This is a genomic window from Peribacillus sp. RS7 (genome assembly GCF_041956845.1).
In the GTDB taxonomy this organism is placed as follows: domain Bacteria; phylum Bacillota; class Bacilli; order Bacillales; family DSM-1321; genus Peribacillus.
The window spans coordinates 735,838-754,269 of sequence record NZ_CP168135.1 but is presented as its reverse complement, the minus strand read 5'-3'; the positions used below and the strand labels follow the sequence as shown (position 1 = coordinate 754,269).

The 18,432-nt window shown below is 42.7% G+C and carries 18 protein-coding genes and 2 pseudogenes; all 20 read left to right on the top strand.

Going from position 1 to position 18,432, the window contains the following annotated elements:
- Positions 1-71 precede the first annotated feature (71 nt).
- The 20 genes and pseudogenes from ACDZ29_RS03870 (at position 72) to ACDZ29_RS03775 (ending at position 18,337) form a co-directional block, all read left to right on the top strand.
- Positions 72-951, top strand: a pseudogene (locus ACDZ29_RS03870) (helix-turn-helix transcriptional regulator).
- A gap of 241 nt (positions 952-1,192) precedes the next feature.
- Complete coding sequence (locus ACDZ29_RS03865; RefSeq protein ID WP_289326166.1) at positions 1,193-2,485, top strand: CitMHS family transporter; 1,293 nt, start codon at positions 1,193-1,195, stop codon at positions 2,483-2,485.
- Between the two features lie 206 nt (positions 2,486-2,691).
- Entirely contained in the window at positions 2,692-4,635 is a 1,944-nt protein-coding gene (locus ACDZ29_RS03860; RefSeq protein WP_375089959.1) for a PTS mannitol transporter subunit IICBA, read from the top strand.
- Between the two features lie 86 nt (positions 4,636-4,721).
- Positions 4,722-6,131: a BglG family transcription antiterminator gene (locus ACDZ29_RS03855; RefSeq protein ID WP_375089957.1), complete on the top strand. Its 1,410-nt coding sequence runs from the start codon at positions 4,722-4,724 to the stop codon at positions 6,129-6,131.
- Entirely contained in the window at positions 6,128-6,769 is a 642-nt protein-coding gene (locus tag ACDZ29_RS03850; RefSeq protein ID WP_375089955.1) for a PTS sugar transporter subunit IIA, read from the top strand. The genes ACDZ29_RS03855 and ACDZ29_RS03850 overlap by 4 nt, the downstream gene beginning before the upstream one ends.
- 5 nt (positions 6,770-6,774) lie before the next feature.
- Positions 6,775-7,920 carry a mannitol-1-phosphate 5-dehydrogenase gene (locus ACDZ29_RS03845; RefSeq protein WP_370016161.1) on the top strand — a complete coding sequence of 382 codons (1,146 nt, stop codon included), beginning with the start codon at positions 6,775-6,777 and terminating at the stop codon, positions 7,918-7,920.
- Positions 7,921-8,391: 471 nt separating this feature from the next.
- On the top strand, positions 8,392-8,538 hold the full coding sequence (locus ACDZ29_RS03840; RefSeq protein WP_375089954.1) for a hypothetical protein: 147 nt from the start codon (positions 8,392-8,394) through the stop codon (positions 8,536-8,538).
- On the top strand, positions 8,522-8,659 hold the full coding sequence (locus tag ACDZ29_RS03835; protein WP_375089953.1) for a hypothetical protein: 138 nt from the start codon (positions 8,522-8,524) through the stop codon (positions 8,657-8,659). Before ACDZ29_RS03840 ends, ACDZ29_RS03835 begins: the two co-directional genes overlap by 17 nt.
- A gap of 1 nt (position 8,660) precedes the next feature.
- Entirely contained in the window at positions 8,661-8,843 is a 183-nt protein-coding gene (locus tag ACDZ29_RS03830) for a hypothetical protein (RefSeq protein ID WP_375089951.1), read from the top strand.
- Entirely contained in the window at positions 8,827-9,051 is a 225-nt protein-coding gene (locus ACDZ29_RS03825; RefSeq protein ID WP_375089950.1) for a hypothetical protein, read from the top strand. The genes ACDZ29_RS03830 and ACDZ29_RS03825 overlap by 17 nt, the downstream gene beginning before the upstream one ends.
- A 106-nt stretch (positions 9,052-9,157) precedes the next feature.
- Positions 9,158-10,687: a nickel ABC transporter substrate-binding protein gene (gene nikA / locus ACDZ29_RS03820; RefSeq protein WP_375089948.1), complete on the top strand. Its 1,530-nt coding sequence runs from the start codon at positions 9,158-9,160 to the stop codon at positions 10,685-10,687.
- Positions 10,687-11,640, top strand: a complete 954-nt coding sequence (nikB, locus tag ACDZ29_RS03815; RefSeq protein WP_375089946.1) for a nickel ABC transporter permease — start codon at positions 10,687-10,689, stop codon at positions 11,638-11,640. The genes nikA and nikB overlap by 1 nt, the downstream gene beginning before the upstream one ends.
- A 32-nt stretch (positions 11,641-11,672) precedes the next feature.
- Positions 11,673-12,470, top strand: coding sequence for a nickel transporter permease (nikC, locus tag ACDZ29_RS03810; protein WP_375091094.1), 798 nt, complete (start codon positions 11,673-11,675; stop codon positions 12,468-12,470).
- Positions 12,467-13,264: an ABC transporter ATP-binding protein gene (locus ACDZ29_RS03805; RefSeq protein ID WP_375089945.1), complete on the top strand. Its 798-nt coding sequence runs from the start codon at positions 12,467-12,469 to the stop codon at positions 13,262-13,264. Before nikC ends, ACDZ29_RS03805 begins: the two co-directional genes overlap by 4 nt.
- On the top strand, positions 13,261-14,025 hold the full coding sequence (locus ACDZ29_RS03800) for an ABC transporter ATP-binding protein (RefSeq protein ID WP_375089943.1): 765 nt from the start codon (positions 13,261-13,263) through the stop codon (positions 14,023-14,025). The genes ACDZ29_RS03805 and ACDZ29_RS03800 overlap by 4 nt, the downstream gene beginning before the upstream one ends.
- Positions 14,026-14,094: 69 nt before the next feature.
- A pseudogene (locus ACDZ29_RS03795) lies at positions 14,095-15,421 on the top strand (MATE family efflux transporter).
- Entirely contained in the window at positions 15,399-16,220 is an 822-nt protein-coding gene (locus ACDZ29_RS03790; RefSeq protein WP_375089941.1) for a nicotianamine synthase family protein, read from the top strand. Before ACDZ29_RS03795 ends, ACDZ29_RS03790 begins: the two are co-directional and overlap by 23 nt.
- Before the next feature lie 126 nt (positions 16,221-16,346).
- On the top strand, positions 16,347-16,751 hold the full coding sequence (locus tag ACDZ29_RS03785; RefSeq protein ID WP_289315206.1) for a DoxX family protein: 405 nt from the start codon (positions 16,347-16,349) through the stop codon (positions 16,749-16,751).
- A 4-nt stretch (positions 16,752-16,755) separates the two neighbouring features.
- Positions 16,756-17,601 (top strand): VOC family protein, encoded by an 846-nt coding sequence (locus ACDZ29_RS03780; protein WP_289315207.1) that lies wholly within the window; start codon positions 16,756-16,758, stop codon positions 17,599-17,601.
- Positions 17,602-17,650: 49 nt separating this feature from the next.
- On the top strand, positions 17,651-18,337 hold the full coding sequence (locus tag ACDZ29_RS03775) for an FMN-dependent NADH-azoreductase (protein ID WP_375089938.1): 687 nt from the start codon (positions 17,651-17,653) through the stop codon (positions 18,335-18,337).
- Positions 18,338-18,432: the final 95 nt, after the last annotated feature.

Genomic DNA, 18,432 nt, shown 5'->3' with positions numbered 1-18,432 from the left:
TTCAAAAAAAGCAATATATGTCAAAAAAACGATGTTTTAATCTGTTATCTTATTCTTAAGGAGGTTCGGAAATGAGATACAGTCCCATCATTCAAAAAACGATTGAATATATAGAGAATATTACATGACGAATTGTCCTTGGAGAACATCGCACGATTCGCAGGTTTTTCGAAGTTTCATTATCATCGTATTTTTCACAAGGAGGTTGGCGTGACCGTATCAGAATATATTCGATATCGAAGGATCGCCAATGCCGCAAACATGCTGCTTTATACGGATGAAAAAATAATTGACATTGCTTTATATTACCGCTTTGAAACACAAGAATCCTTTACTCGTTCATTTAAGAAATATTATGAACTGCCGCCAGGGCAATATCGGAAACTCGTAAGTAAATTAACCTTGCAAAAGGAGGAAATGACGATGAAAAACGAACAATTATTAAAAGGATGGAATTTAAGTGGGAGTCATCCATTCAATTATAAAATGGGAATTGACCGGGAGACATTCCATAAAGGCCGGGCATCAGGTTTCCTGAAATCCGTCACTGCGGAATCCAAGGAGGAATTTGCAACGATGATGCAACAATTCAAGGCGGAAAATTACCTTGGTAAAAGAATGAAACTGTCGGGTTTTTTAAAATCAAAAGATGTTGATGGATTTTGTGGTTTATGGATGAGGGTGGATAATGCCCTTCATGATGTTTTGCAATTCGACAATATGGGAAATAGGCCCATCGTTAACGATACGGAATGGAACCATTATTATATTGTCTTGGATGTACCCGAAAACAGTGCCATCATTTCATTCGGGGTCCTTCTTTCAGGGCGTGGCCAAGTATGGATCGATGAACTGGATTTCGAGGAAGTCAATATAGATACACCAACGACGAATATAGATTACGGCTGTGACCTATTGGATGGACCGGCAAATTTATCATTTGAAGAATAAATACGATGCCTCTGCCTTGCATAAAGATTTAGTCACTGTTTGTTTAATAATCATATCTTTTCCTTAAAGAACCCGCCATTCAACCCGGGAAATGGCGTCCGGTTCACTCTGGAAAAGTGCTTCCGTGAACACAATGAACACAATTAACAAAATATTTTTAAAACACAATAAATTGAAAACGCTTACAGATAAAGCGATTTCATATACAATTTAACTTATTAGAAGATTAGGAGTGATAGATATGCTCGCTTTATTGGGATACTTGATGATAGTAGTTTTTATGATTTTAATTATGACAGGGCGACTTTCAGCCATGATAGCTTTGATTGCAGTACCAAGTGCCTTTGCACTTATTGGTGGGTTTGGCGGTAAAATGGGTGAGATGGCGTTGGAAGGAATCAAAGACGTCGCGCCAACGGGAATCATGATTTTATTTGCGATTCTTTTCTTTGGCATTTTGATCGATGCTGGCGTTTTTGACCCGATCATCAATACAATCCTTAAGGTTGTAAAAGGAGATCCAGTGAAAATTGCCATCGGTACGGCAATCCTAGCTTTGCTGATTTCCTTGGATGGAGATGGTACGACAACATATATGATAACGATTTCAGCCATGCTTCCGCTATATAAACGGATTGGAATGAGACCGTTAGTATTGGCCGGTATTGCCGTATCGTCATCTGGAGTCATGAACCTTCTTCCTTGGGGAGGCCCTACAGCACGGGTGATGACCGCTTTAAAACTTGAAATGTCCGATGTTTTCACCCCTGTCATTCCAGCGATGATTGGCGGAGTCCTATTCGTTCTTTTCATGGCATATTGCCTGGGTAAAAAAGAAAGAAAGAGAATTGGGATCATCGAAGTCGATTATCATGTTATGGCACAGCAAGCTGCTGCAACGGAAGATGCTTATCTTAAACGTCCTAAATTGATAATATTCAATTACGCATTGACTCTTACACTATTGGTTGCGCTGATCATGGAACTTATGCCTTCAGCGGTCCTGTTCATGATAGGTTTTGCGATTGCCATTACGGTTAACTATCCGAAACTCAGTGATCAGAAAGAACGTGTGGCAAACTATGCGGACAATGCATTATCTGTAATTTCGATGATTTTTGCAGCAGGTGTCTTCACTGGAATCCTTGCCGGTACGGAAATGGTCGATGCCATGGCAAACTCTTTGATTCAGCATATTCCAGACCAAATGGGTGCACATTTTGCCGTCATCACAGCCGTCATCTCAGCACCTTTCACGTTCTTCATGTCTAATGACGCTTTTTATTATGGTGTACTCCCATTACTTGCTAAAGCGGGAGCCGCTTATGGAATTGACCCTGCCTTGATTGGAAGAGCTTCTCTTTTAGGGTTGCCTGTCCATCTATTAAGCCCGCTTGTTCCATCTACTTATCTATTGGTTGGAATGGTAGGGGAAGATTTCGGTGCATTGCAGCGCACTTTCCTGAAATGGGCATGCGGATCGACGCTTGTCATGATAGTGGTAGCTGTCCTATTGGGAATCATCCCACTATAAGAAATATTTTAAAAGAGTCCCGTTCGTAAAGATGCGAACGGGACTCTTTTCTATCTGCATCAAGCGCTGAATAATTCTGGAAAATTGAGATACATTATGTTTGTCTTCCCTTCCGCGACAAAGTTAGCTTTTTCTTTTATTGAACGCGGAAGTTACGTACCTTAAGATTAATGGAAACTATATTAATATGAAGGGAAGAGAGCAAAATGGCTCATTTTAATATAAAGGTTGCCGTTCAGAAGTTCGGTAACTTTCTAAGTTCAATGGTCATGCCGAATATATCAGCTTTCATAGCATGGGGGTTAATCACTGCCCTATTCATTCCATCGGGTTTCCTGCCAAATGAAAGCCTTGCCAAAATGGTTACACCAATGGTCACGTTTTTACTGCCGCTTTTAATTGGTTATACGGGCGGTAAGCTAATCCATGACCATAGAGGTGGAGTAGTTGGTGCCATTGCGACAATGGGTGTCATCGTTGGATCTGACATCCCGATGTTCCTTGGCGCAATGATAATGGGACCGTTCGGCGGTTATGCCATCAAGAAATTCGATCAACTCATTGAAGGGAAAATAAAAGCCGGCTTCGAAATGCTTGTTAATAATTTCTCGGCGGGGATACTTGGCGGCTTATTGTCGATTCTATCCTTCCTGGCCATCGGGCCTGCTGTGGATGTATTTACAGGCTGGCTTGTAGCAGGAGTCGATTGGCTTGTCGGTACAGGTTTACTGCCGTTGACAAGCATCTTGATCGAGCCTGCCAAGGTATTGTTCTTGAACAATGCCATTAATCATGGTGTACTATCACCAATCGGTGTAGAGCAAGTTAAACAAACAGGGGCTTCAATCCTGTTCCTACTGGAATCGAATCCTGGACCAGGTATCGGCGTACTCCTTGCCTATTGCTTTTTTGGAAAGGGAACGGCAAAGAAATCGGCGCCAGGAGCAGCCATCATTCATTTCTTCGGCGGGATCCATGAAATTTATTTCCCTTATATCCTAATGAAACCGATGTTATTTTTAGCCGTCATTCTTGGAGGCATGAGTGGAGTTTTCACTTTGGTCCTACTAGGCGGAGGATTGTTCGCTCCAGCTTCTCCAGGCAGCATACTTGCCATTACAGCAGTAACTCCGCATAATGCGGGCGCATATATTGCTAACTTTGCAGGCGTGATCGTAGCGGCCCTTGTTTCATTCATCGTCGGTGCATTCATCTTGAAAACAGGAAAGCAATCCGAAGAGAATATTGAAGATGCCGCGAAAAAAATGCAAGAAATGAAAGGCAAGAAAAGCTCTGTAGCCGATGTATTCGCTTCAGATCCGGGAACGATGCCAAAAAACGTCAGCAAAATAATATTTGCCTGCGATGCTGGGATGGGATCAAGTGCGATGGGGGCTTCGCTGCTTCGCAAGAAGGTGAAGGAAGCCGGATTGAATATCGCGGTTACAAATACGGCGATCTCAAACATTCCTGCTGATGCACAAATAGTCATTACACAGGAAGAGTTAACTCCAAGGGCACAGAATAAAGTTCCGAATGCTTATCATGTATCCGTCGATAATTTCTTATCGAGCCCTGAATATGATGCATTGCTTGCACGGCTTCAGGATGACGGTACCGATGAGCTTCATGAAATCGTCGAAGATGCCGAAGAGAAAGTTCCCGGTGTTCGTGAGCATTCAATCGAGCCTGGCATCAACGAAGATGAACAGGATGATAATGAATTGCTTCGCGAAGAAAATGTTTTCCTTAATCAACAATTTGCCAATAAAGAAGAAGCGATCCGCTTTGCGGGAAGGGCTTTGTTCAATGCAGGTTACGTGAAGGAAAGCTATATTGAGGCAATGATTGCCCGCGATGAATTGACTTCAACCTATATGGGCAATGATGTAGCCATCCCGCACGGAACCGAGGAAGCGAAGAAAGATGTCCTTAAATCCGGATTTACCGTTTTACAGATTCCTGATGGTGTCGACTTTGACGGCCAAAAGGCACGATTGATATTCGGCATTGCCGGTAAGGATGGAACACATCTTGAAATTCTATCTGGCATAGCAGTTACCTGCTCTGAAATGGAGAATATTGAAAAGATGGTTAAAGCCACATCAGCCAGGGAATTGATGGATATCATAAACGTCGGAAATAATTAAATACTCTAAACCATGAATAGAAAAGCGTTTTACGCTTTTCTATTCAGTATTTTCTCGTGTTACTCCACCTGAAATGAGTTGGTAGCATGTATATTACTTCAAGGGAAAAATCAATCATAGAATTGATCATAAAAACTTCAGGGAAACATTCAGCCATATCCATTGCGACACAACTGAATGTTAGTGTACGGACGGTTCAACGTGATCTGAAGTCCATAGAAAAAATCCTGCAATCTTTTGAATTGCATTTAACACGCAATACGCATGAAGGGCTGTCCATCGATGGAAAGAATCAACAAGTCTTTCGGCTAGTACAGCACTTGATGGGTAATCATCCGATCGATCAAACGCCACAAGAACGAAAGTTGCATCTCCTTTTAGCTTTACTGCAGGAGGAATCATATAAAACTCAAGCACTTGCGGGGGATCTCGGTATAAGCATAACCACTCTTACCACCTATTTAGACGAACTGACCGAGTGGTTAAGAAATTTTAATATCGTGGTCACCAGAAAAAGGGGAGTCGGAATTGAGCTTGCCGGAACTGAAGAAAATAAACGGAAAGCCCAGGCCGCCTATTTCTTGCACTTCTTTAATGAAGAGCTGATTGAAAGTTTATTTTTGTTGCAAGAAGGAAAATTTCCAGAAGCGAAAATCCTCGACTATTTCGATCCCGAATATCTTCTGGCTATTGATGGGGTGCTGAACTCGACTTTTAACAGTGTCCATTCGCGGTTGGCGGATAGCGGGTATATAGGGTTGATTGTACATATTTATGTAACCCTGCAAAGGAATGAAGGCCAATTTCTTTTGGAGAAGGACTTCAAGAAAATAAGCGAACTCTCGGATGAAAATAATCTCATGAATAAAATAGGCAAGGAACTCAGTGCCATGCTGGAAGTCTCTTTTACCATCGATGATATTAGCTACCTTGCGGCCATCCTTAAAGGTTCCAAGCTTCATGCGGCGGATGCCGTTCCCTATGACAGTGTGGTGCTGGGCCAGCTGATAAGGAACTTGATAAAAGATGTTTCTGCTCAACTGCAAATCGATTTGACCAAGGATTTCCCATTGTACCAAGGGCTCCTTGCCCATATGGAACCATCGCTCTTCCGGATCAAGCAGGAAATGGGATTGTATAATCCCTTAACGGAAGATATTAAACGAAAGTATCCGGTTCTCTTTTTAGCAGTGAAGACCAGTCTGGAAAAGGGATTCAAAGAAATCAAAGAATTTCCTGAAGATGAAATAGCCTTCATCGTCCTTCATTTCGGATCTGCCTTAGTATTGCGGGAGGAAGAAATATCAATAAGGGCACTCATCGTTTGTCCGACAGGTATAGGCACGTCGAAGATGCTTGCAAGCCGGATCAAAAAAGAAATCATGGAAATCCAGACTGTAGAAATCAAGACGATCAAGGATATCCAGCAGCAGGGCAGCCTGAATAACTATGATGTGATCATTTCTACCGTTCGGCTTCCATATATCGATTATTGAACATCAGGAATTATTTAAGGAAGAATATTGAAAACTTCACGAAGAATAAGCGTTATGGCAGTCATACTGGCCATAAGGATTCCCAGCCGAAAAAAGAGGATGGCGAATTGAAAGAAGTGCTGCAGGAATTGAAAGATGTCCAGCAGAGCATCGAGTCGATCACGGATAACTTACGGTTTTATCGGTTTCCACACATGAAAGGACATCCGCGGATCATCGAAGAAATGGTCAGGCTGGCTGAAAAGGAAGAATTGCTAATTGGTGCGGATGATGTGATCCGATCACTGAACGAGCGGGAAAAAAAAGGCGGATTAGGCATTCCAGGCACTGGAATGGGCCTATTCCATACCAGACATAAGAATGTGAAAGAGCTGATATTCCAGGTCGCCCACTTGGAGGATTATTGTCTGGTAAAAGGTATGGATGGAAATGAAGTCCATATGAAAAATTTGCTGCTGATGCTGGCGCCTGAAGAATTGAGTGTGAAGCAGCAGGAAATCGTCAGCTTAATAAGTTCAAGCTTAATTGAAAGTAATGAATCCATCATGATTTTTTCATCTTCGGACGAAGAAATGATCAGCAGAAGACTGGAAGCCATATTTTTGGACTATTTATATACTAACTTGATAAAGGGATGATTGTAATGAAACAAGCAGTACATTTTGGAGCAGGGAACATTGGAAGAGGATTTATCGGAGCACTCTTTTCACAATCTGGATATCATGTGACATTTGTAGATATAGCTGAACAAATCATCGATCAGTTAAATGATAAAAAACAATATCAAGTCAAATTGGCAACTGATCAACAAGAATCGGTCACTGTAAAAAATGTTTCAGGTTTAAACAGCTTAAAGCAGGAAGAGGAAATCATTAAGGCAATATCAGAGGCAACCTACCTTACCACTGCAATCGGTCCGAATATTTTGCCTCATATCGCTCCTTTAATTGCAAAAGGGTTAGCTTCAAGAGTGAAGGAAACCGATGAAAAACTATATGTGATCGCTTGTGAAAACCAAATATCGGCAACAGACCTTTTAGAAGGGTACATTCTCGAAAACATGGATCAAGAAACGAAGGAAAACCTAGCTGGAAAAGTATTCTTCTTTAATTCAGCTGTCGACCGGATCGTTCCTTTACAAAATAACGAGGGATCACTAGATGTATTGGTGGAACCTTATTATGAATGGGTCGTTGAAACGAATGAAAGCATTCCTGCCGTCGAGGGGATGACCATTGTAAAAGAACTAGCTCCGTTCATTGAGAGAAAACTGTTTACCGTTAATACAGGACATGCCGTCATTGCTTATCTAGGTTATCTCAAAAATAACAAATCGACGATTGACCAGTCTTTGGAAGACGAAGGCATTGTAGAGCAAGTCAAGAAAACCTTAGGGGAAACGGGAGAATATTTAATAAAGCAATACGGGTTGGACGCAGATGAGCATAAGCAGTATATCGAAAAAATCATTAATCGATTTAAAAATTCCTACCTAAATGACTCAGTGAATAGAGTGGGCCGTTCACCGCTTCGTAAGCTCGGGCCAAACGACCGACTCGTCCGTCCTGCCGTAGAAGCTAAGAAAGCCGGTCTTTCCTATACTAATCTGGCGAAGGCGATAGCAGCCGCTTTACTCTTTGATTTTAATGAAGATGAAGAAGCGCTTAAACTGCAAACGATGATCAAAGAAAATGGTGTAGCTAACGCACTTAATGAGGTTAGCGGATTGGACGAAAATAGCGAAATAACCAAAATAGTTATCAATCATTACAACGAATTGAAAAAATAAAAATATACAAGATCCGAAGAACTCCTGAAATTTATTTTTCAGGAGTTTTTTCTTAATCAAAAGCCAATTAAAGAAGGTACCTCTTTGCCGATATGGCAGCAAAATTTTGAAGCTCAAAGGAAGAAGTGCAAGCCGTTTAACAAAAACGAAAAAAAACCTTGTTAATAGTAATCATTACGTTTTATAATGAAAGACAGTCAAGACAAGAGTCACTTTATAATTTTTACAAAGTATAAATCGTAACGATTTTGATTTATTTGATGGAAGGAGCTTTTTAATGTTGGAGGATATAGCACTTGCTTGAGTTTAAGATTTAGATTTTACATAAGAGGATATGTGCCGTATTACAAGCGATTCGTGCAATTGCTCAAGAATCTGGGCTATTAACAAGATTTAGAGAGCTGTTACTCGAGAGTTTGGTGTTTAATCTCGAGTTTAGAGCATTTACTCGTGAGTTTTTAGCAAATACTCGTGAGTTTGAAGCAAATACTCGTGAGTTTGAAGCAAATACTCGTGAGTTTGAAGCAAATACTCGTGAGTTTGGCACATTTACTCGTGAATTTAGAGCAAATACTCGTGAATTTGGCTGATTTACTCGTGAATGGGTGTTTTAGTTAAGTTGGTTGATTTTACACAAGATTTTGCGTCCATTGCACGAGATATAGAGCTGTTACTCGTGAGTTTAGAGCATTTACTCGTAAATTTGGCTGATTTACTCGTGAATGGGTGTTTTAGTTAAGTTGGTTGATTTTACACAAGATTTTGCGTCTATTGCACGAGATATAGAGCTGTTACTCGTGAGTTTAGAGCAAATACTCGTAAGTTTGAAGCAAATACTCGTGAGTTTGGCACATTTACTCGTGAATTTAGAGCAAATACTCGTGAATTTGGCTGATATACTCGTGAATGGGTGTTTTAGTTAAGTTGGTTGATTTTACACAAGATTTTGCGTCCATTGCACGAGATATAGAGCTGTTACTCGTGAGTTTAGAGCATTTACTCGTAAGTTTGAAGCAAATACTCGTGAGTTTGGCACATTTACTCGTGAGTTTAGAGCAAATACTCGTGAGTTTGGCACATTTACTCGTACGTGTGCGTGTACTCCGAGTACGGTGCGTGTACATAGGATGATTTCTGATTGAGGTAACATTAGATTGGTTCGTCATGACTAAGGTGTAAATCGTAATCAATACGATTTTACAGCATAAATAAATATGAAGTAATGGAGGAATATATCATGTTCAAAAAATATAAATCGATTTTTGTACTATTTCTCTCATTCTTGCTCTTGGCTGCTTGCTCGACCGAGTCTGCGAAAGAGCAAGGGAGTGGGAAGAAGGAAGTGAATTTACTTTTTAATTTCGCAACTAGCTCGCTTGATCCGAATGTTGATACCAGTTATGTGTCACTAAGGGCTGGGATCACTGAGACATTGGTGCATCTCAATGATGAGGATTTGACTATCGAACCTTGGCTGGCGAAAAGCTGGGATAGCAAGGATGGTCAATTATGGAATTTCGAGTTGAGGGAGGGTGTGACTTTTCAGAATGGAAAGCCTATGGATGGCAAAGCGGTGAAGGCATCCTTGGAGCGGGCGATGAAAGATAGTTTAGCGATCAAGAATGCCTTGCGCATTGAATCGATTGAAGCGAATGGAAATGAGTTGACCATTAAGACAAAGGTTCCCTTTCCGGAGTTTCCATCTGAATTGGTCCATCCAAATACATCGATTATTGATGTAACGGAACGTGACTACATAAACAGGCCGATAGGAACAGGGCCATTTGCCGTTTCGAAGTTCATACCAGGTACGGCTGTTGATCTAATCCGGTATGAGTCTTACTGGGATGGAGCCGCTAAGCTTGAGAAAGCCAGGTTTTCATTTAATGAAGATGCCAATGCACGATCTCTTGCCCTGGAATCGGGAGACGCCGATATTGTTTTCCGTCCGGAAGTGGAAAGCCTGGAAAATTTAGAAGCGATAGATGGGGTGAAGGTGGAATCCACATCGACTTTCCGTGTCCATCAAATGACGATGAATTTGGAGCGTAAACCCCTGCAGAACATACACGTCCGAAAGGCGATAGATGCCTTGATCGACCGCTCTTCGATTGCGGATACGATTTTACATGGTCATGCAGAAGTGGCAACAGGGCCTTTTCCATCCACTTTCTCGTTTGCTCCGGACTATCCGAAAAAAGAGAATGGAATGGAAGCGGCTAAGGGGTTTCTTGATCAGGCGGGATATAAGAAAGTGAATGGTGTCATGCAAAAAGACGGCAAACCGTTAACGTTTACACTTCTTACATACAGTTCTCGTGCCGACCTGCCGTTAATTGCCCAAGTTTTTCAATCGGATGCCGGCCAGTTGGGGATTGATGTGAAAATCAAGCAAATAGAAATCCCGGAAGAGTATATGGCTTCCAATCGCGATTGGGATTTAACGACCTACAGCAATTTAACGGCTCCGCGCGGGGATGCCGGTTATTATTTAAATGCAACTTATCATCCAAAGGGAGCTTTGAATTTCAGCGGGGCCGATGATGATCACCTGACGTCCCTTATTGACAAGCTGAATGTAACGGTCGGACAGGAGAAGCGCTCGGATTTAGCTGAAGATATTGCGATGTATGTGGATGAACAAGTGTATAATTCGTTCATTTTACACCCGAATACACTTGTTGCCTATGACACCGATAAAGTTGAAAACTGGATCACTTCGAGAAGCGAATACTACATGCTGACGAATGAACTGGATGTGAAGTGATGTTCCGCATCTTGTTCCGGCGATTTATTGAGGTCGTGATTTTTGTCCTTGTGATTACATTTATCTCTTTCCTTTTTGTTCGGCTTGCTCCGGGGGACCCGGTTCTTTCGATACTTCAAGTGGATGATGTTTCGATCACAAACGAGCAAGTCAATGAGCTTCGTGAAGAATTGGGGTTCAATGATCCGCTGTTCGTGCAATATGGCGATTGGTTTGCGGACTTTATCCAATTGGATTTCGGGAATTCCTATCTTACGAATCAGCCCGTTATGGAAATGATCATGGGTGGACTGCCTGCTACACTTGAGCTGACGGTTGGGGCATTGCTTGTCATGCTCGGTATAGCCATTCCTTTAGGGTCGTTTGCCGCATTGTACAGAGGAAGCTGGATTGATCAATTTAGCCGTACCGTTTCTTTGTTGGGGGCAGCTATTCCTAGCTTTTGGCTGGGACTGCTATTGATAGATTTATTTGCGGTGCGATGGGGGGCGCTTCCAACAATGGGCAGGGACGGATTCCGTTCTTTGATTCTTCCGTCAGTCACGTTGGGGCTGGCCATCACTAGTGTGTACGTCCGGTTGCTGCGGTCGAGTTTGATTGATTCCCTCAGTCAAGATTTCATCAGGGCTGCCAGGTCAAGGGGGATTTCAGAAATCCGGATATTCTTTGTCCATGCATTTCGTTATAGTTTGCCCCCGGTCATTACCGTATTCGGTGTCAGCCTTGGCAGCCTGATCGGCGGTGTAGTGGTGATCGAAGTGATTTTTGCCTATCCAGGCATAGGTAAGATGGTCGTGGACTCGATTCGGTCGCGGGATTACCCAGTCATCCAAGGGTACCTGTTGATCATGGCCATCATTGTATTCATGGTTAATAGTGCCGTTGATTTATCTTATCGATATTTAAATCCGGAGCTAAGACTGAAGGGGAGGAAGCATGGAAAATGGAGTTAGTGTTCAAAAAACAATCCAAAAGACGGTGGAGGATGACCCTCCTATTTACGGTGATGGTTTTGGTCCTAACCGTTGCGGCTTACACCTTTCTTATCCTGAAACATGATCCGACATTGGTCAATCTGGGAGAAAGGCTATGGCCGTCAAGTATGGAACATCCATTAGGAACGGATCATTTAGGGCGTGATGTATTGACACGCCTTCTGCTAGGTGCACAGCTGACGGTTGGCTACGGGCTCTTATCCTTGTTAGCGGCTGTTATCATTGGCGTCCCATTCGGGGTGATTGCCGGATTTAAAGGAGGACTGATCGATCGGATCTTCATGCGCATTGGAGACGCGTTTCTCGCATTCCCTGATACGATTGTTGCCATTGTGCTGAGTGGCCTATTAGGGCCAGGTATCGAAAATCTTCTTTTGGCGATCGTTCTAGTGAAATGGGTGAATTATGCCCGGCTTGTACGAAGTACGGTGATCACTGAACGCCAGAAGGATTATGTCACAGCCGCTAAAATCAATGGATTAAGTTCATTCAGGATCATGCGGAAGCATCTATTTCCTCATCTCATCGGCAACGTGCTCGTCCTTTCAAGTCTCGATTTAGGGAAAATCATTTTGCTCATATCTTCCTTATCATATATTGGGCTCGGGGCGCAGCCGCCGGCACCGGAGTGGGGGGCCATGCTGAACGATGCCCGTCCATATTTTCAATTCAATCTGTTACTGATGATTTACCCGGGGCTAGCCATCGTATTTGTCGTCCTTTTATCCAACATACTCGGTGATTATTTGCGCGATGCATTCGATGTGAAAAAGGGGGTGGAATCATGAGCATTTTATCCGTGAGGCATCTAAATATCATGGGAAAGCAAAATCATATCGTCAAGGATCTTTCATTGGATGTGCATGAAGGTGAGTGGTTCGCACTTGTCGGACAAAGTGGGAGCGGCAAAAGCATGACGGCCATGGCAATCGGCCAGCTGCTTGCACCGAATCTCCAAGCGAAGGGGGAAATATGGTATGGGGAAAAGAATCTTTTAACGCTATCCACTTCTGAAATCCGGCATTTTCGCGGAAAGCGCCTGGCTTATATTTTTCAAGATTACCAGGGTTCATTCACACCGTTCCATACCATCGGTCAACATTTCGAGGAATATCAGCGGACACATTTGAACCTTTCCAAAAAGGCAAGGCGCAAGCAAGCGGTCAAGGCGCTCATATCGGTGGGCCTGAATGAAGGTATCTACAGTAGATACCCTTTTCAATTAAGCGGTGGGCAGCTTCAACGTGTATCCATTTCAATAGCCATGCTGCTTGAACCGGATATATTGATAGCTGATGAACCGACCACTGCCTTGGACAGTGTATCTTCCTTTAAGGTCTTGCAGCTGTTATCAAGGCTCCAAAAAGAAACCGGATGTGCAATCTTGTTCATCACCCATGATTTACGTCATGTCAGGAAATATGCGAACCGCATTGCGGTCATGAAAGACGGAGCCATTATTGAAACCGGTGATAAGGATGAGGTATTGAATCATCCACAGCATACTTACACGAAAAGACTGATTCAATCATCGCCTACACTGAGAAGAAGTCCATTTAAGCTTGAAGGAGTGTCGGGATGAGTTTATTAGACGTACGAAATGTCCATAAAACCTATGATAATGGAGTAGAAATACTGAGGAACGTGAATTTTAGCATCGAAAGGAAGGAATGCCTGGGATTAGTGGGAGAGAGCGGGTGCGGAAAAAGCACATTGGCAAGAATTATCCTTCAGATAGAATCTATTGACCGAGGAAGCATCCTATTTGAAGGAACGGCGCTGCAAAATAAAAGTGAACGCAGTTTAAACCCATACCGCAAGAATATCCAGGCCGTTTTGCAAAATCCTGCTTCAGCTTTGAATCCAAAACTAAGGATAAAAGATTCACTAATGGATCCATATCTTCAATATGGCAGCCAGGTCAATATGAAACATTTTACGTATACAAGTGAAGGGAACTTTATCGGACAGCTGCTGGAAACCGTGGAGCTTCCAAAGGATTTAGCTGAACGTTACCCGCATGAACTAAGCGGCGGACAAAAGCAGCGTGTGACCATTGCGCGCGCAATCAGCATTGAACCGGCCCTCATTATATTGGATGAACCGACTTCAAGCCTTGACGTGCTGTCACAAGCGGCGGTGCTGAAATTGTTAGGCGAGCTGAGGGAGACTTTGGACATTTCTTACCTTTTCATTTCCCATGATCTGTCGGCAGTACAGGAGATGAGCCAACGGATCATGGTGATGAAAGGGGGCGTTATTGTGGATTCTTTTGAAAACGAACATCTCTTTTGCAACGATCGCCATTCATACACGAAAGAGCTGATTTCGATGTTTGAATAAAGTGGTTATACCACTTATAGGTTTTAAATCGTAACGATTTCGATTAAAGGGGACTAAGGGGGAAGTAAAGTGAACCATCGATCATATTTGGCCTTGGCCATTCCTCTGACCATATCGACGATAACGACGCCATTAATAGGTGCGGTGGACACCGCCGTTGTGGGTCAGTTACCAAACCCTGCTTATTTGGGTGGCGTTGCTATAGGTTCCATCATTTTCAATACCTTGTATTGGCTGTTTGGATTTTTGCGGGTGAGTACTTCGGGATTTGCTGCACAAGCACTTGGGGCAGACGACGAAAAGCAAGGTGTGTTAGCCTTTTTAAGGCCATTTATCCTGGCGATTGTTGTAGGGATGGGTTTCATCCTTCTTCAGGGGCCATTTGAACAGTTTCCTTAACACTGATGAATCCGGATGCTGATGTACGCGGATATGCGGCTGAATACTTCGGCATTAGAATTTGGGGAATCCCATTCACTTTGATGAATTACGTCATATTGGGATGGCTGATGGGGATGTCCAAGATCAAGGTTTCGCTAGTGTTACAGGTGTTCATGAACCTCATGAACATTGCCCTGGATTTGTTATTTGTCCATATATTCGAATGGGGTGTGCCGGGGGTGGCCATAGCGACACTCCTTTCGGAAGTGACGGCCTTTTTCATTGGACTAATCATTATTTTGAAGGCGTCGCCACATCAAATGGAATTGCCTCCTTTGAAAGAGATGTTCGATCCGTCATCCATTAAGAAAATGATGTCGGTGAATCGGGATTTATTCATCAGGACGCTTTGCCTGTTGACCGTTTTTAATATCTTCACCGCAAAGGGAGCCTCGTATGGAACGGAGGTATTGGCAGCGAATGCCGTTCTCATCCAAATTCACTATAGCTTTGACGGGTTCGCAAATGCTTCGAGCATACTTGTTGGAAAAGCGATTGGTGCGGGAGATAAGCGCTTATATAAGAAGACCCTGAGCCTGTCGTTGCAGTGGGGGGGGGAATATCTTCCCTGATGATTGCTGCCAGTTACCATTTATTCAGTGAGTCCATCCTTTCGCTTTTCACACGGATACCGAGTGTCATTGAGCTTGCAAACGTTTATGGGATCTGGCTTATTTTGTTTCCTCTATCGGCCAGCGTAGGCATCGTTTTCTACGGAGTTTTTACTGGGGCAACAGAAGCTGCCCCGATTCGTAACTCGATGATTTATTCCTTGATCGCCTTTGTGATCACACTGTATATCTTTGTGCCGGCATATCAAAACCATGCATTATGGCTGGCCTTTACTGTATTCAGCTTAGGACGTTCCGTATTTTTAGCATTGTATATTCCACAGTTAAGTAAAAAATTATTTCCTAATGGGAGTGTTCGCCTTGACAACGATCAAATGGTCTAGAAAACAGGAAAAAATCATTCATACATATATGGATATATATAAAATCTTACTCAAAGAAGATGATTTATCACCAAATAACGAAATAATCAATCGTGTTTTATCCGAACTGGTTTCGATGGTTTCGAAACCAGTGGACCCGCAAATGGCTGAAGAAATTCTCAACCATGATGAAATCCGATCGATTCGGGGTACCATGCTTGATAAGCTGACGATTGCTGAAACCTTGATGGAGGATCATTATGCCAAGTTATTTATTGGCAGGGTGAACTCCCTGGATGACTTCCGTTCGTTCATTTATTGGGATAACTACAAAGAACTGATCAAAACGGAAGTCAATGAATTGAAAAAAGTGAAAAAAGATATTCAGTCATTTGCATTTGTAGGAACGGGTCCTTTGCCATTAAGCCCGTTACTGCTTCAACGGGAGTTGGATGCAAAAATGACTTGTCTCGATATAGATGAACAAGCCCATTCACTTGGCAGGCGCATCGTCCAAGAACTGGATAACGAAGGGACTTCAGATTATATTTTGAATGATGGCGCCCTTCATGATTATGCGGAGTTTGATCTAGTATGGATTGCCAGCCTGGTCCCCAATAAAGAAGAAATCCTGGAAAGGATATTTCAGACGAACCCTGACGCAACTGTCGCAATACGGTCAGTGGACGGCATTCATCAATTATTATATGAGCCCGTTGATGCAACAAAGTTCCGTAAAGTGGCATGTGAGGAAGTCGGGAGAACCATTGCGGACTCTTTCATCATCAATTCAACCATTTATTACACATTTAAACCGTGATACCAAGGAACGAGTTGCTTCGGCAATTCGTTTCTTTTTATATTCCAATAAACTTACTTGACATTATAAACTTATTTAAATATAATTACTTACATAAAGTAACCGATAAAAAAGGAGAGTTCATACATGAATAAAAATGAAGCAGGTCAAGTTTTTTTAAGGGTGATTTTAGGTCTTACCTTTTTCATTCACGGCATTTCAAAGTTTCAAGGGGGCATAGGAAACACGGCGGGATTTTTTGATAGTCTTGGTATTCCTGGGTTCATGGCTTACATCGTTGCAGGTATCGAATTAATCGGTGGACTTGCGGTTATACTTGGTTTGGGAACACGAATCGTTTCCGTCCTGTTTGCGGTCATTATGGCGGGGGCGATTTTTACGGCTAAATTATCTGCTGGTTTTCTTGGAAACGGGCAAGCAGCGGGCTACGAACTGGACTTGGCACTACTAGCCATGTCAGTCTATCTAGCGTGTACAAACCGCATAGCCCTCTCTTTGGATAACATGATTTTCAATAAAAAAGGGAAGTGACATTATGAAGAATTTTCATCAAAAACCAGTTACTTTTGTTGGCGAAGTCAGTATAAATGTTTTGGATTTAGATAAAGCCATCACGTTTTATCAAGATATCATCGGCCTTCAAGTATTGAAGAAAAATGAAAGGCAAGCTGTTTTAACGACTGACGGAAAAACCCCGTTGCTTACACTTGAACAGCCTGCTGATGTGATTCCAAAAGAAGGGCGGACGACGGGCTTATATCACTTTGCCCTTTTACTGCCGACCCGTGCAGACTTATCAATTTTCTTACGACATTTACTTCAAACGAAATATCCATTTGGAGCGGCGGATCATGAAGTGAGTGAAGCGCTGTACATTACCGATCCTGATGGCAATGGCATTGAAGTTTACTCTGACCGGCCATCGACTGATTGGAAGTGGGCCAATGGGGAGGTCGCGATGGGCACGGATCCGTTGGATGGGAATGACCTTCTGGAAGAAAGTAATGGAGAATGGAGCGTAATGCCTGCAGGTACCTTAATGGGACATATACATTTGCATGTGTCAGATTTACGTAACACGGAGGAGTTTTACATGCAAGGTCTTGGGTTTACTGTTGTGAATCGGTACGCAGGAGCACTCTTTACTTCCACCGGGGGATATCATCATCACATCGGATTGAACATTTGGAATGGTGTAGGCGCCCCAGCTCCTAAGGAAAATAGTGTGGGACTAAACTGGTATACCCTCGTTTTTGCAAATGATGAAGCGAGAGATAAAGTGATGGAACGACTGAAAGGAATAGGAGCTGTCGTTACGGAAAAAGAGGAGTTTTATGTCGTAACAGATCCATCAGGCAATGAGATTCATTTAGTCGTCTAAAAAGGGCTTATTGTAATGGAATTAAAGTAGAAAGCAATGGTGAGGAAAAATGGGATTCTTAAATAGATTATTTGGGAAAAGAGAAACGGCAACAGAGGAGAATGGGGAAATGACAAAAGTATTATTCGTAAAAGTGAACGATCGCCCTGCAGATCAGGCAATCAGCTCGAAAATGTATGACACATTCTTAGAAACATATAAAGAGACCCACCGTACAGATGAAGTGATCGAGTTGGATTTATTTAAAGAAGAACTTCCTTACTATGGGAATACAGCCATTACTGGTTTGTATAAACGCAATCAGGGTCTTGAACTGACAGCTGAAGAGGAAAAAGCGGCAAAACTGGTTGACCAATACTTAAATCAATTCCTAGCCATGGATAAAGTTGTATTCGCATTCCCTCTATGGAACGCAACGGTTCCTGCACCGCTGATCACATACCTTTCCTATTTGTCACAAGCAGGTATTATGTTCAATTATACCGCGGAGGGACCGGTTGGGTATGCTGGCGATAAAAAGGTCATGCTATTGAATGCCCGCGGTTCGGATTATGCATTGGAAGGAATGGCTTCTGCTGAAATGGCTGTGAATTTAGTTAAAAATATCATTAGCCTGTGGGGGATCAACAATCCGGAGGCAGTGGTCATTGAAGGACATAATCAGTATCCGGATCGGACACAGAAAATCATCGCGGATGGTTTGGAAAACGTTACAAAAGCTGCTGAAACATTCTGATTGCGAAGTTTCTCGGCTGAAAGAAATCGAATAGGTACTGGATGAATAGGCAAAGAAGGCCCTCATATATCAATGGGGGCCTTCTTTGTGCAGGA